The 15000-nt window shown below is 41.5% G+C and carries 14 protein-coding genes; 3 read left to right on the top strand and 11 right to left on the bottom strand.

The window, feature by feature from the left end:
* Positions 1-33: 33 nt before the first annotated feature.
* The 4 genes from P2W71_RS09705 to P2W71_RS09690 are packed head-to-tail and all read right to left on the bottom strand — an operon-like array spanning position 34 to position 3981.
* Positions 34-762, bottom strand: a complete 729-nt coding sequence (locus P2W71_RS09705) for an ABC transporter ATP-binding protein (protein WP_276370224.1) — start codon at positions 760-762, stop codon at positions 34-36.
* Between the two features lie 24 nt (positions 763-786).
* Positions 787-2007 (bottom strand): FtsX-like permease family protein, encoded by a 1221-nt coding sequence (locus P2W71_RS09700; protein ID WP_276370222.1) that lies wholly within the window; start codon positions 2005-2007, stop codon positions 787-789.
* 2 nt (positions 2008-2009) lie between these two features.
* Positions 2010-3179 (bottom strand): FtsX-like permease family protein, encoded by a 1170-nt coding sequence (locus P2W71_RS09695; protein WP_276370220.1) that lies wholly within the window; start codon positions 3177-3179, stop codon positions 2010-2012.
* 55 nt (positions 3180-3234) lie between these two features.
* The gene (locus P2W71_RS09690; protein ID WP_276370217.1) at positions 3235-3981 is read right to left on the bottom strand and encodes an outer membrane lipoprotein-sorting protein; all 747 of its coding nucleotides are present in this window, start codon (positions 3979-3981) and stop codon (positions 3235-3237) included.
* A gap of 66 nt (positions 3982-4047) precedes the next feature.
* Here P2W71_RS09690 and P2W71_RS09685 point away from each other — a divergent pair, with 66 nt between their 5' ends.
* Entirely contained in the window at positions 4048-4950 is a 903-nt protein-coding gene (locus tag P2W71_RS09685) for a murein L,D-transpeptidase catalytic domain family protein (protein ID WP_276370215.1), read from the top strand.
* A 52-nt stretch (positions 4951-5002) separates the two neighbouring features.
* Here P2W71_RS09685 and P2W71_RS09680 read toward each other — a convergent pair whose 3' ends face one another.
* The 4 genes from P2W71_RS09680 to P2W71_RS09665 are packed head-to-tail and all read right to left on the bottom strand — an operon-like array spanning position 5003 to position 9207.
* Positions 5003-6658, bottom strand: coding sequence for a Na/Pi symporter (locus tag P2W71_RS09680; protein ID WP_276370213.1), 1656 nt, complete (start codon positions 6656-6658; stop codon positions 5003-5005).
* A 49-nt stretch (positions 6659-6707) separates the two neighbouring features.
* Positions 6708-7163: a pyridoxamine 5'-phosphate oxidase family protein gene (locus P2W71_RS09675; protein ID WP_276370211.1), complete on the bottom strand. Its 456-nt coding sequence runs from the start codon at positions 7161-7163 to the stop codon at positions 6708-6710.
* A 44-nt stretch (positions 7164-7207) separates the two neighbouring features.
* Positions 7208-7741, bottom strand: coding sequence for a DUF4136 domain-containing protein (locus P2W71_RS09670; RefSeq protein ID WP_276370209.1), 534 nt, complete (start codon positions 7739-7741; stop codon positions 7208-7210).
* Positions 7742-7773: 32 nt separating this feature from the next.
* Complete coding sequence (locus P2W71_RS09665) at positions 7774-9207, bottom strand: L,D-transpeptidase family protein (protein ID WP_276370207.1); 1434 nt, start codon at positions 9205-9207, stop codon at positions 7774-7776.
* A 158-nt stretch (positions 9208-9365) separates the two neighbouring features.
* Here P2W71_RS09665 and P2W71_RS09660 point away from each other — a divergent pair, with 158 nt between their 5' ends.
* Together P2W71_RS09660 and P2W71_RS09655 are read left to right on the top strand one after the other, a co-directional pair.
* Complete coding sequence (locus tag P2W71_RS09660) at positions 9366-9863, top strand: OsmC family protein (protein WP_276370205.1); 498 nt, start codon at positions 9366-9368, stop codon at positions 9861-9863.
* Positions 9864-9875: 12 nt separating this feature from the next.
* On the top strand, positions 9876-10718 hold the full coding sequence (locus P2W71_RS09655) for a universal stress protein (RefSeq protein ID WP_276370203.1): 843 nt from the start codon (positions 9876-9878) through the stop codon (positions 10716-10718).
* A 133-nt stretch (positions 10719-10851) separates the two neighbouring features.
* On the opposite strand, the gene P2W71_RS09650 is transcribed toward P2W71_RS09655, so the two are convergent.
* From P2W71_RS09650 to ppsA, 3 genes are read right to left on the bottom strand one after another with little or no spacing between them, the layout of a single operon-like run.
* Positions 10852-11910: an AI-2E family transporter gene (locus P2W71_RS09650; protein WP_276370201.1), complete on the bottom strand. Its 1059-nt coding sequence runs from the start codon at positions 11908-11910 to the stop codon at positions 10852-10854.
* Positions 11911-11940: 30 nt separating this feature from the next.
* Positions 11941-12354, bottom strand: a complete 414-nt coding sequence (locus P2W71_RS09645; RefSeq protein WP_276370199.1) for a hypothetical protein — start codon at positions 12352-12354, stop codon at positions 11941-11943.
* Between the two features lie 58 nt (positions 12355-12412).
* A complete protein-coding gene (gene ppsA, locus P2W71_RS09640) occupies positions 12413-14815 on the bottom strand; it encodes a phosphoenolpyruvate synthase (protein ID WP_276370197.1) in 2403 nt (800 codons plus the stop codon).
* Positions 14816-15000 lie beyond the last annotated feature (185 nt).

Here is a 15000-nt window from a genome sequence, read left to right as displayed (position 1 = left end):
TAACTCTGAGTATAAGGCTATGGATACACATCATCAATTCCTGGAGGCCAAACCAGAATGTTCTGTCTCTGTTTCAACCCGCGCGGTATCGGAAAAAATTTGGCCATCCACAAGGGTTACCACTCGCCTGGCTCTCTCAATTACGCGGGCATCGTGCGTGGAAAATATGAAAGTGATATTTTCCTCCTGATTCAATTTCGCCATGATGTCCAACAGATTCGCGGCAGATTTCGAATCTAAATTTGCTGTAGGTTCATCTGCTAACACGAACTGCGGTTTTGATGCTAACGCTCTGGCTACAGCTATTCGCTGTTGTTGGCCACCCGACAATTGTGACGGGCGTACGTCCATCTTATCCTTCAATTCGATTTGCTGAAAAAGTCCGAACACACGTTTTTCGATGTCAACTCTTTTTTTGTTTTGTAATTGCATGATTAATTCAACATTTTCTCTTGCCGTTAGCACAGGGACCAGGTTGAATGATTGAAAAACAAAGCCAATATTGTGAAGCCTGAAGTCGATAAGTTCATTCGGTGACAACGCTGTGATGTTGACACCATCAATAAGGATTTCGCCTTTATCCGGTTTATCCAATCCTCCAATTAGATTTAGCAGTGTGGTCTTTCCAGATCCCGATGGCCCAACCAACGCCGTAAACTCACCCCGCTCCAAATGCAAATGGACGTTCTTCACAGCATATACAGGAATCGTATCAGGATTAAAAGTCTTGCATACGTTGTGCGCATCGATTACCGTTTTCATAAGTATATTTAGTACTCGTTATTTTCATTGTCTCAGGGCGTCTGCAGGCTGAAGTTTGAGAGCTTTTATCGATGGAAACAAAGACGAAACCAACGCTGTGCCCACAACTATTATGATTATACCCAACATGCGTGATGCTGGGAACTCTGGGTAGACGATACTGCTGTATCCAAAACTACTCATGGCCTCACCGGCAAAACTCGAAATATCTATTCCTACCTTACCAAAATATTGGATAACAAGCCACGATATCAACAATCCAATTGGAGCACCAGCAATCGTCAAAAGAATCGTTTCCATAAGAACAAGCACAAATAGCTTTTTGTGATTCATTCCCAGCGCCCCCAACATTCCGATTTCCCTGGTTCTCTCTAACACTGCCATTAACATCGTATTGATGATTCCGAAAGCAAGTGCAAACATGATGATTACCATGATGATGTATGAATATTGATTGACAGTACTCACCATCAATTCGGTTTCCGGAGAGTTGTCGGTCCAGCTTTCCACTTTAACTTCCGGAAACTCTTCCTGCAATTGTTTTGTGACGGCTTCAACATCATCATCCTTATAAAGTAAAACTGCTATTTCATGAACATCATCACCAATGCTTAAATTAGAATTCAGTGTTGTCTGGTGAACGAATACATTTCGTTCATCTCTCGGTGTGTTATCGGTTTGAAAAATTCCTTCAATCCGAAACGCAGCCGATACGATATTGCTTTCCTTGTCAGTGAAAGTCAAAATTACCTTAGACCCTACTCTTAACTTCAGTTTATCCACCAACTTCTTCCCTACGAGAATGGAGTTCTTTCTATTTTCACTCAACCCTTTCCCATCGATAATATTATCCCCCAGATGGGACACCAATGATTCCTTAGTCATTTCTATTCCATTAATCTGCACACCGGCTGTTCCTGTGGCATTGGCTAGCATACCTTGCACAACGGACCGGGTAGTCATTGTTTTAACATGCGCATTTTTTAAGATCGACTCAGTCAATTTATTTTTTGCAGGCAATACAAAACCCGGTTCATAGTCATCTTCAAAATGAGGATGATGCATTTGAAGATGCGCTACCTCCGTATCAATGACAGTGCGAACACGCGAGTCCATCATTCCTTCGTATAACCCCAAAACAAACAGGCCCGCAAACAAGCCAAAGGTGACAGATGCGATAATAATTACACTCCGGACTTTGTTTCGCCAAATATTTCTCCACGACATTGCAAGTATTATTCCCATGCCTATTTTTTCATTGCAGTAACCGGATTCAACTGAATCACTTTCACCATTGGATAAAAAGAAAGAACAAGACCAATAACTAAAACAATAATTCCCTGGCTAACAAAAATATGGCCATCCAGAGAGGTTGGAAATACAGCTTCGAATCCAAATTCTTCATAAACACGGGCCACGTCCCCTGTAAAGCGGATCGGATACCGGTGCAAATAGTATACTACAGGAACGCTCGCCAAAATCCCAAGGAGGCATCCGGTCAGGACTGTTAAAACAGACTCAATCAACAACAACTGAATCAATTTTATTTTTTTCATACCAATGGCGACAAGCATTCCCATTTCAAATCGCCTTTCTACCATCATCATTAAAAGTGTTCCGAAAATTCCAAAGCAGATGAGCAGGTACAGGATGCCTTGGATAATATACATGCTTGCTTTGTCAGTTTCTATATGTTGAATTATATCAGGCATCATTTCTTCCCATGTCATTACCTCGTAAGATTCTCCTAATACGGTGCGAATGTTTTGTCCGGTGGCAGCTAATTCACTACTCTCAGTTGTTTTCAGGGAAAGCACATAAGAAGTCAGCATATTTTCAGCACTGTACAATTGGCGGGCGGCGGACAAGGTCATGAAAAGCGCCTGGTCATTCAAATCCGGCGATCCGAATTTTAGTATACCTTTCACTACATACTTACCGGCAGCAGTAGCACCATGATAGCCTTGTCCAATCACTACCAGTGTATCATGCAGCTTAAGGTTCAAACGATCTAATAAACCTTTTGCGAGCAATACGTTCTGATCGTCCTCGGCCAAATAAATACCTTCTATGAGTTTGTCTTGGATATCCGTAATGCTATTTTCTCTTTCAGGTGAAATTCCTGTCACCATACAACCCTTGGTCACCACGCCGGACGAAACCAGTGCAAAGGATTCCAGTCGGGGTGCAATGGTGACAACATTTTGTTGTTCAAGAATTTTTTGTTCTATAGCCGCTGATTCTTCGAAACTGTTATCCAGTATTTGTTCATCCCAATACCCTTCTTTGTGAATCTGAATATATCCGCTATAAAAACTCACTACGTTTTTTATGAGGTTATCAAAGACACCATCTTGCAGACTGCTGGTTAGCACTGAAAGAATTACAGCAAAGAAGATGGCACCGATGCTAATCATTGTTCGATGGCGATTGCGCCACATATTTTTCCATGAAAACCTGATCATCCACATATCACTTGAGATTTCGCATCTTTTCTATCGTAAAGAAACTATCCTCAATAGGGCGATCGAATAGTATCTTGTTATATATTATTTCAGTCTTTTGATTTTTTTTATCAGCAGGCACCATTTCAAGTCGCGTCGGAATAAGTCTTCCATCCATTAATTTAATTTCCAAGGCAGTAAGCGTATTTATTAAAATACCATCTTCATCATAGAAGCGGGAGTGCATTTCTATAAAATCTTTTTTATCAATGCATACAATTAATTTGCCCCACACAACGGCTGCTTCCGGTTTGGGCAACATCTGTATTTTATGGCAAGGTCTTCCCTGAACCGTCGTATCACCGATTATGCTATGATTGTAATCGTTTACGATTGAAGATTCCTTTACCAAATCGTCGTTGGTAAAGTCGGTACCCATCCACGACTGCGTCATCATGGATGGCGGAAGTTTTATGGAACGTTCTAACGTTGGCATCCAATTCCATACTTCTTTCTTTCGTTTTAAAAATGTAACACCTTTATCTTTAATAGGAGATAGAACTAATATTACGGCATAGTCATTACCCTTCAGCCAGGCTTTTACAGACATTTCGCGCGACCATGTGGGTCGGATTGTCCTAAAAAGCATCTCTGCCTGTGATGTCTTACCCCGCATTTTTTCATCGGCTTTTTTTACAATTTCCAATGCATCCTGAGCACATATGGGACTCATACCCACCAGCAACAATAATGATAAACCAATCCTGAAGAACATCAGACAATAAGTTTACAACCGTGATAAATTCATTTTTAAAGATTGTCAAACCGAGTTGAATTGGGTATGAGAATCATCAATAGATTAAATGACTTAAGTCAACTGTTGCCTAAAGCGTTCGAAAATAATTTTAGCATCGATTTATTTGAATTCCCTGATTTTGGTACATCCGGACACCTGCCAGGAACTTTTAGAGCTGTGAAGTTGTCATGCAAGAAACCATCCATCACCACCATGCAGCCACCTGTGAGAAAGACAGCGCTAACAATCATTTACGCTGTGACCCTATCTATTGCTATAACTTTATCATCCTTTCAAAGTCGTGCGTTTACTGCGCCTGATTTTAATTTGATCACTGAATCCGCAACCCTCTACCAAGCCATCGATCCAAATGAACATGAACTTCCTCCATACGATTTATTTAATCGCGCATTAACAGGGTACCAGCTACTTGAAAAAGCAAAAAAACTTTCAACAAAGGGAGTTCTCACATTAATTGATTTCAGAAGATCAGCTAATGAAAAACGTTTGTGGGTAATTGATCTTGTTCATAAAAAAATATTGTTTCATACCCTCACCGCCCATGGACGCAACACCGGCGATGTTTTTGCCCGAAATTTTTCTAATACTCCTAATTCGAATCAAAGCAGCCTAGGGTTTTACGTTACAGGAAAAACGTATATCGGAAAGCATGGTATTTCATTAAAGCTACATGGTGTTGAGAATGGAATTAACGATAAGGCTGAAGCACGTGCCATTGTTATGCACGGTGCGACGTATGTAAGCGAATCGTATATAAAGCAATATGGAAGGTTGGGAAGAAGCTTTGGATGTCCCGCTATTCCGATGGCGTTGCATAAGAAAATAATCACGGAAATTGCTGAAGGTACTTGCCTGTTTATTTTTTATCCGGACCCCACTTATGTTTCACGTACCAAGTTCAAGGACGGTTTGAGCATGAGTCTTTGATCGTTAGTATTTCCTTGATTTCTAATTCTTGAAAGCGGGTCGTCCAGGGATTTTAACTTTCTGGCAAAAACTCAAATTCATCTGATTGAGCTGGGTTTAATCTGAGATGCGCCAGGGCTCGCAGCAATGATTTTTTTACAGAAAGAACTTCGTGATGGACGTTCATTAACGTTGACACCTCCAGCTCATGCAAAGCTTTTTTATGAAGAGCCTCGAGAATCTCTCCACTGCTGCGTTGATGGTTATGGAATGCTCGTCTCATGAGCAGGGTGAGTTCTTCAAATAAACGTTTCGAGTCTTCCATACGCATTAAACTCTGGAACATCGAATCAAATTCCATCCAATCCTTCTGAAGGTCCTGATATTGCATATGCAAAGTGTCATTTGCTGTCGCTTGAAAGTCTTTCAAATTATGATGGATATCCTTCATCGCTTTGGCCGCCCGGATGCAATAGCGGGTGGTGGTGATGTATTGGTTAAGCTGGTTATATTGTTCTTTGTTAAGTTCTGAAGTCTGAAGTCTCGTATAGTACTCAAGTATACTTCCCTCCGTTTGTTTTAATTTCGAATAGATCGTATTTACCGTATCGGACGGTTTGCTGAGCCCTCCCAAAAATCGTCTTTCGGCGTTCCTGTCGTTGAGCTGCAACAGTCGTTCTAAAAACTCCAGCGTCTTTTTCAACAGGTTATTGCCTTCATGAAGCATAGCGTCCACAGCAAGTTCCGGCACAACGGGAAGGTTAGCGCCTATAAAGGACGCCTTATCCTCTGCAGTATCAGCAAATCGTCGAGACAACCAATTTGCGAATACATTGATAAAAGGAACAAAAAGCAAGATGGATAAGAGGTTCATCGTAGTTTGCAAAAAGACGAGCCCGATCAACGGGTCCTTGATGTTAACCACATCCCGGATGAAAGTGATCAGCCAGGGTAAAAAAACAAATACCACGACACAGGTAACAAAATTAAATGTAAAGTTTCCCCAGGCCACTCTTTTCTTGTCTGCAGTACCTCCCAGCCCGGCCATGACCACTTTGATAGTTGTGCCCAGTTCTGATCCGATTACCACAGCCGCCGCCATCGGGAAATTTATAGCTCCAGTATACAATGCTGTGAGCGTGATTGCTACCGTTGCAGAACTGGCTTGAATCAAAACAGTAACAGCAAATCCTATCAACACAAAAATCCACGTACCATAGCGACTATAGGTCATCAAGTCAATATCACTTACAAAGCTCTCAGCCGAGCCTTTCATAAACGCCAACCCTAAGAACAAGATGCCGAAAGAGAAACACAATCGAAAAATATTGTAAATGCTTTTTTGATCGCTTGAAAAAAACATGGCGATTGCTGAAATCCCAACGATTGGCAATGAATAACTTTCAATGTCCAGCTTAAAACCTATTGTAGCAACGATCCAGCTCGTGAGTGTAGTGCCAACGTTGGAACCGAGAATTACACCTAACGCATTTCTAAAAGTGATGGTGCCGGCTTCTACAAATGCAAGTACAAGCAGCGATACAACTGAACTGCTTTGCACCAATCCTGTTATTAAGGCACCACCGACGATTGCCTTCGGCAAGCTTTGTGTATATTTTCTTAGAAATAATTTGAATGATCTACCAGACAGATTTTTGAGCACCCGTTCCATGACGGTCATTCCATAAAGAAACAACCCCAGACCCGCGATAAACTTCCAGGTGTCCATTAGGTCTAACCTTTAAAATGATTTTTTTGAGGCCGATCGTTAACCACTATCAGACCCTACTATTCTCGAATCTTCCTGTAACCTCATCCACCGAAATCCGGTAAACGACGGGTTTGCGTTCCTTTTCCACGCGATAAGGAGGCTCCATATTTTCCCTGGTCTTGAGTGATTCACTTAACGTAAAAGGAAGGAGTCTATCATTTAAAATCTTCATCGCCTTCTTCTGTTCAGTCAGCGTTTTCAACTCTTCATACTTACCCCAGATAATTACAGATCTCCAATTTCGCATGCTATCCCGGCTTTCTACTTCAAAACAAATTTTAGGATTCTTACGCATCATGCGAACCTTAAGTCCTTCCTGGGAATGGGCATAAATATAGTTATCCATATAAACGTAGGTTATAGGAACAACGTAGATCCTGCCAGCGGCATAACAACCGATTCGTCCAATGAGCTCGCTCTTCAAAACATGCTTACATTGATCTGGTGTAAGTACTCCTAGCATGATTCTATTTTTTTAATGTTAGTGTTTAGATTACAGATTCCTGACTAATTACCGGATTGAGGAAATTTAAGGAAAATTTTAGTGATCGCTTCCTGAATCATCTTTTCTGAAAGGTCAGGTCGAAATTCATCAAGAACACTAATTGCATAGCCGCGCCAAATCAAGTCGTTCGTCTTGCTATCCATCAAATCAACAATAAGCGTTCCCTCGCGAAGCGTGTAGCTATTTCTATCGGTTTCCAGCCATCGTGCGCCGTGATAAAAAGTTGTCATGTCTCTGCTAACGGTTTCGCTGTTGATCACGATGTGATAATGGGCGATCAATTGAGACTCTCCGTCTTCCAGTTTATATCCTCTGTTTTGAAGCTCGTTATTTACTGCCGTTTTGATACGTTTATCATTTAGTTCATTGTAATAGATGGGATTATTCGCAGTCTCCAGATTTTTAACTTCATCCCACCTATATGCCGAGAACGTACGGATGTCACGCGTTGAATCTGTGTCTGTATAAACGCGAATTTTTTCACTGCACGACGCGAGTATCAGTAACAGAAGAAGATTTAATATATTTTTTTTCATATGCTAATAAGTAAGTATTGACGTGCTGAGTTTCAGAAAACGCTTTGGCTATATAGGGTTTTAATCAGTGCATTGTCTTTCTTATATATATCCTTATAAAATTGTAGTTCACCATTCCTGACATCGCATGTAAAATATCGTATGTGAATAGGTACAGGTTGTGTCAAGCTAATGGTAACCCGTTTCTCCTGACCTAAATATTTATTTAAGGCTTCAGCGGAGATTTTTGTCCTGCCCCCTCCAATCAGGTAGTGCGCAAATTCTACCGCTTTTTCTAACCGTATACAACCGTGGCTATATGCGCGTACGTTGTTTCTAAATAAGCGTTTTGAATTCGTGTCATGAAGAAACACTGCATAAGGGTTATCAAAAACAAATTTTATGACCCCTAGCGAGTTCTCAGTCCCTTCGCGCTGTCGGAATGTAAAAGGGAAATTGCTTTTATTGTATTGTTTCCAGTCGATGGAAGATAAAAGAACAATCTTACCGGTCCGATCCAGCACATCAAAATTGTTTCGGGTGATAAAGGTCGTGTCTTTACTGACGACCGGAAGATATTCTTCGACCGCGATTTTTCGAGGTACGTACCAGTACGGAAATATGGTAAAGCAATCAATTTTGCTGCTGAATAAGGGTGTGGGCGTGGCCGGCGCCCCGACGATGATCTTTGAAGCCATAAGCATGTTGTCATTCTCGTACGCATAAAACATAAATGCAGGCACGTTGATCCATGTATAAATATCAGACAGTTGTTCCTTTTCAGCGCGCCATCGCTCCAGGTTAATTTCAATGCGTTGTACTTTCCGATGGCTATCTATTGAATCATTTGTCACTCCATATAACAAGAGGTTTTGGTCCGTTAGCGAAAGCGTGTCCAGCATCTTATTAAGGGCATTTTTTAGTTCAGTGTATCCCTGATAAACCGGTTCCTGCGCTTCGAGTGCTTTTCTAATATCTTCCGCCTGCAAAGAATCTTTGAGCAAGGCAATTTGTAAACTATCGGCTGTCGCGCCCGTTTTGCGTAGGCGTCCTCTTTTTAGATCGTTGGCCATGGATAGAAATGCGTCGGTTAGCAAGAGATCAAGCCTTGACATTTTACTACGGTCCATGGGCTCCAGCATTAATTCTGGTATCTCATTAAAGTGATAGCGTTGCGGTAATAAGCCATACCGCCTGGCTGACCTGATTATCATAATCATGGAATCAGCCTGCATCGCTCTGATATTATTTTTCAACCAAAAGGGCTCGTATGAACGTTGGCCATAAAATTTGAATACATCTGCTCCAAAACGCAGCCCATGATAAGCCGAATTTGAGTAATCATCAGGAATCTTAATGGGATCAATGGTAATTTCAACTACGGGTGCCGCATACGTTGTAGCTATCGTAGAACTAATCTTGCGCTGGCATCCTATTGAAGCCAAAAGCAGGAACCATAAAAAAAAGCTTCTTCCGTTAAAAATCATTCTCTCAAAAGTTCTATCCTATTCAACTGTTCCAAATTAATTATAAAACAAGTCATCGTCGGCCGTCCTTTCTATGAGGTCAATCATTTTAAAAGATGATAAAGGTCATACAAATAAAATAACAAGGCCAGTAAGTTCGTACTGTAAATACAACAACCATGGAACGTCATCAATATTACGTCGATATTCATTGGGATTCTGATCGGAAGGGCATCATGTGTTCACCGGAACTCACGGTGTCACAAGCAGCCAAAGGATGCATTGAAGTCGCTACACCGCCGCAATTTCCTAAGGGTATGCCTGGAATATGGTCGCCCGAACATTTATTCACAGCCTCTGTAAGCAGCTGTTTTATGACAACCTTCCTTGCAATTGCTGAAAATTCAAAACTTGATTTTAAGTCGTTCGATTGTAAGGCGACGGGTATGTTGGAACAGGTCGATGGCAAATTTGTTATGAGCGAGGTATCCCTTGAGCCCACCGTTACTATACAACATCTAAAAGATCAGGATCGGGCATTGCGCATCCTTCAAAGAACAGAACAAAATTGTCTCATCTCCAATTCCATAAAATCGAAAGTCAACATGAGTCCTGTCGTTAAAGTTATCGATACGATCAACGAAGATCTACAGCAAAGTTTTCAACAAACCATTTGAACCAACTTTATCATGAAAAGGATCCTCGTTCCCTGTGATTTTTCTAAACCCTCGAAAGAGGCTTACAAGTTTGCTCTTGAGTTGGCCATGGTTAGCAAAGGTGAAATTTTTGTGGTTCACGCGGTGGAGTTGCCATTGATGTACGAGACAGCATTTGGAATACAACCCTATCCCGCAGATCCCGAACTCGTGAAGAAAATGGACGCTCAGGCCAACGATGCTTTTCAAAAAATGAAACAGGCATATTATTCTCCTGTACCAATTGCAATTCATTTCACCTTAACTTATGACTTTGTGTTGCCAAGCCTTCGCGCATTCATTCAGGAAAATGCAATTGACTTGGTAGTTATGGGTACACATGGATCGAGCGGACTGGAAGAGTTTTTAATCGGTTCAAACACGGAAAAAGTCGTTCGTTTTTCGCCTGTGCCTGTGCTGTCCGTCCGAACCGCAAAAGGTTATGGGGGTATACAAAATATTGTGTTCCCTTCTACACTGGCGCTGAATCAAACCGATCTTGTTCAGCACGTTGTAAGTCTCCAGGAATTTTTCAAGGCAAAACTTCACATCGTCTTTATCAATACACCTGAGAACTTCAAGACCGATGAAGAAGGACGCAGTATGTTGGAAGAGTATGCCAAACATTATAACCTCAAGAACTATACCTTGAATTTTAAAAACAACTTCAGCGAACGGGATGGCATTTTGGATTTCGCTGAAGATATCAAAGCCGATATGATCGCAATGGCTACCCATAGCCGTAAAGGTTTAAAACATTTCTTTTTAGGAAGTGTCGCTGAATCCGTTGTGAATCATTTGGATTGTCCCGTGTGGACATATAGTATTAAGCAATAAAAATTTATTCACCTATCTCAACACCTACCAATTTGTTTCAAGAATAAGTGGCAGCTAGCGTGGTCGCCAATTCTTAACTCATCATTATCTGTTGCATCGGATCGTCACGTTGCGTAGCGTATAACGACACTTGTTACTTATCGTTCATTCCCAGCATCATGGAAATCGTCTTCCATTTCGGGTTGTGATCTGCAATGAGTTTAGCGATACCCAGAAAAGGAACAAACAAAATCATTCCGGCTAGTCCCCAAAGAATACCTCCGACAAAAACCGCGATGAGCATCACCAGCGTATTTACATTAAGCCTGTTGCTCACGGCGAAGGGAAAAATAACATTGGCCTCCAGGTATTGAATAAATGCAAAAATCGCAATAATCCCCACAGGATACCAAATTGAATCATAGGTAATCCACGCGATGGCTATCGGCAAGAGGGAACCAACCATTATTCCAACGTACGGTATGAACGTGAGTACGGAAGCTATAAACCCGAAAAGTAAAGCGTGAGGTATTCCCAACAACAATAATCCAATGCTATTTAAAATGCCAACAACGAGGTATACGATGGCCATGCCCTTTATAAAATTATAATAAGTATTAACCGTCTGAGAAATAATCTCGTGCAGGCTTTCTTTGTTTTCCTTCGGGAACAGTCTTTGAACAATCTTCATCCAGTGCTGTCTATAATATAGGATCAGCGCTGAATAGACCGGAATGATTACTAACAGTACTGCTGAAAATGCGGAAGTGGCAATCGCATTTCGAATTATAGAAAGAATGCCCGAGCCGGATTGATTAGTTAATTTTGCGACCCATTCTCTTTGGCGTTCGAGGGAAATTCCAAAAACATTTACGAGCATTACGCTCAGATCTTCTATAGACTTTGAAAGTTTTTCCTGAAGAGCAGGTAGTTCGTTTAGGAAACTAGCGAACTGATAAATCAATAATGCAACGAGAAGGAGACCTGCGATTATCAACAAACTTAGCGCTATTAAAATAGCAGTCAGTCTTCCTATTCCTTTTTTCTCCATCCACGCACAAACCGGATGTAAAACAAAACTTATCAGTAAAGCAAAGCTAATAGGGATGAAGACATCTTTTCCAAAATACAAAATGATTGATCCGAAAACGATATATTGAAGTATACGCAAAATAGAAGTATCAGGACCTGGCACTATCGTTTGAATCCTCATCTGTGTATTATAAGTATGGAGCTATGGCGCCTAATAATTGGGGATATTGGTCTTGTTCCGAAGCAATATAAGCAAATCACCCAGGTGATTTTTCCTATAAGGATTATGCGCAGGAAAAAAAGAATTGATTGAGGTTGCTGTTTCTTGAATTCTTTCCACCAATTCTTGTGTAAATGCTTCCGGATGTGTAGCATAATATCGTGCGAAGCTATTGTATGCATCGGCTGACGAAACATTTGTTGTCTGTAAAGCATCCATTTCCACAAACATGAGGTGAACATTTTCGGGGATGGGCATATCGGAGTCCTGAGGTTGAGACATCCAGTCTTTGCTTATCAGCATTTTTAATTCGGAATATTCAATTGGATCTATTGAACGGTCTAAGGCCAGAGAATAAAATAAGTTTCCAAGTTGCTCGAAGAATTCGCGATTATCGGTATTCATATGTGAAGTGTTGAGGTGTTGAAGTTTTAGATGTTAAAGGTATTTGCAGTTAGTTAACTTATGGTATGTCAACTGTGTGTTGAACCATTATTTCTGCTGCGGCGATGTTCTCGATGCCTTTGATAATTGCGTCTGGGTTGAAAGAGATGGAGTCAATCCCATGCTGAACAAGAAAGGCAGCAAATTCAGGGTAGTCACTCGGTGCCTGACCACACAATCCAACTTTGACACCTTGTTCATGCGCACGGTCAATTAAGTGCCTGATCTGAAATTTCACTGCATCATTGTTTTCATCGAAAATATCGCTTACAATTTCTGAGTCACGATCCAGCCCCAACGTTAGCTGTGTAAGGTCGTTTGAGCCTATTGAAAAACCATCAAATAATTCCGCAAATTGCTTTGCAAGTAAAATGTTGCTTGGGATTTCAGCCATGACATATATTTCAAGTCCATCTTTGTCGCGTTGCAGGCCAAAGGATTTCATAACTTCTATAACCTTTCTCCCCTCCTCTAGTGTGCGACAGAATGGAATCATAACTTTCACATTTGTCAACAGCATGTCCTCTCTCACTTTTCGAATGGCAGCGCATTCTAATCCAAAACCTTCGCGATACCGTTCGTTATAATAACGGCTTGCGCCCCTAAACCCTAACATTGGATTTTCTTCGTGGGGTTCAAACATTTTTCCACCCAACAATTTAGCATACTCATTTGTTTTGAAATCACTCATGCGCACAATCACTTGTTTCGGATAAAATGCCGCCGCCACCAGGCCTATGGACTCCGCAAGTTTGTCTATGAAAAATTGTTTTTTGTCCTTGTAGTGGCGTGTTAACGCTTCAATTTGTTTTTTCTCTGTTGTATTGGGCAACGAATCAAATTTTACCAACGCCATAGGGTGGATCTGCAAACTATTGCTAATGGTAAATTCCATTCTTAAAAGACCAACACCATCATTAGGATACGTTGCCAAATACAATGCTTTTTGCGGATCAGAAAGAATAAACATGGGCTTGGTATGAATATCCGCCAAAATGCGAACAGGCGTTTCCTTTTCCTGCCATTCTAACTTACCGTTGTAGACGACGCCAACATCACCACTGGCACACGATACGGTAACGACCTGGCCATCGTTAAGAATTTCCGTGGCATTCATCGTTCCGACGACAGCAGAAATGCCTAATTCCCTTGCAATAATGGAAGCATGACTTGTTCGTCCGCCCTTATTTGTAACAATGCAGATTGCCCGCTTCAAAAGTGCGTTCCAATCGGGATTGGTGATGTCTGCAACGATGATATCGCCATGTTCTACTTTATTGCCATCGGCGAGTGACTTTACTATCCGTACTTTTCCGGAAACTATGCTGCTGCCCACAGCTTTTCCGGAAAGAATCGGGAGCGCTGTCGTTTCTAAAGAATATTCTTTTACAGACAATTTCTTCTGCCTTCCATGAACAGTCTCCGGACGCGCCTGGACAATATAAAGCTGGTGCGTAATTCCATCCTTCGCCCACTCAATGTCCATGGGCAAACCATAATGCTTTTCGATTTCGGCACACCAAGAGCCGACCTTATTCACTTCAACATCTGTCAGCACATACTGATCCCGTTGCGAAGGCGTTGTTTCTTCCCAAACCGTGCTTTTACCGTTGCTAGCGTTCCCATAAATAAGCATCTGCTGCTTGCTTCCCAGCTGCCTGAAGATCAATCCCTCTTTGCCAGCGGCCAGCGCTGGTTTAAAGACATAAAATTCATCCGTATTCACGGCGCCTTGCACAACACTTTCGCCGAGGCCCCAGGCACCCGTGATATAGATCAAATTTTCGTTGCCATTTTCCGGCTCAATTGTAAACGCAACGCCTGCGCTACCTCGATCCGAGCGTACCATAATTTGCACACCCACGGATAACCCAACTTGCATGTCAGCGAAATTATTGTCCATTCGGTATTTAATAGCACGATCATTAAACACAGATGCATAACAAGAACGAACAGATTCAAGTACCTGGTCAACACCATGGATATTGAGAAATGATTCATGCTGACCTGCAAAACTTGCTGTCGGCGAATCTTCTGCGGTTGCACTGCTTCGAACTGCAAAAGACAAGTTTTGCTGACCGGTCTTTTGTATCAACGCTTCATGTGCTTTGGCAATTGCTTCCTTAACGTGATCTGGGAAGTCGGACCTTTTGATCAAATCCCGACAACGTTGCGCAATGTCTGCCAGATTAGATAGATTTTTGCGATCCAGTTCATCCAAAGTCTTCTGTAATGGCTCATCAATTTTGTTGAACTCTAAAAATTCCGTGTAAGCTTTCACGGTAATAGCGTATCCATCAGGAACCTGCACGCCCAGCTGCGTTAAGTTTTGGATCATTTCGCCTAACGAAGCGTTTTTCCCACCGACTTGGGCCAGGTTGGCCATTGTCAAATTACTAAAAGGTATGCTGTAGTCGCTCATAGATATTCCCACGTTATCAGTGTGGTACACAAAACTATTTTTATAAGCCTCGTTTCCCCATGATTGGCGTCAGCAACAGAATTGATTAAAGTCAGATTTTGAAAGAAATGATGATATGATAATAATCATTTCATGCTCTTATAATTGTCAGGATTCACGAAATTGAGATTCAGTAGCTTTACATT

It is taken from the genome of Chryseolinea sp. H1M3-3 (assembly GCF_029360725.1).
Taxonomy (GTDB): Bacteria; Bacteroidota; Bacteroidia; order Cytophagales; family Cyclobacteriaceae; genus Chryseolinea.
The sequence above is the reverse complement of the archived record's forward strand: the minus strand, read 5'-3'. Positions and strand labels throughout refer to the sequence as shown.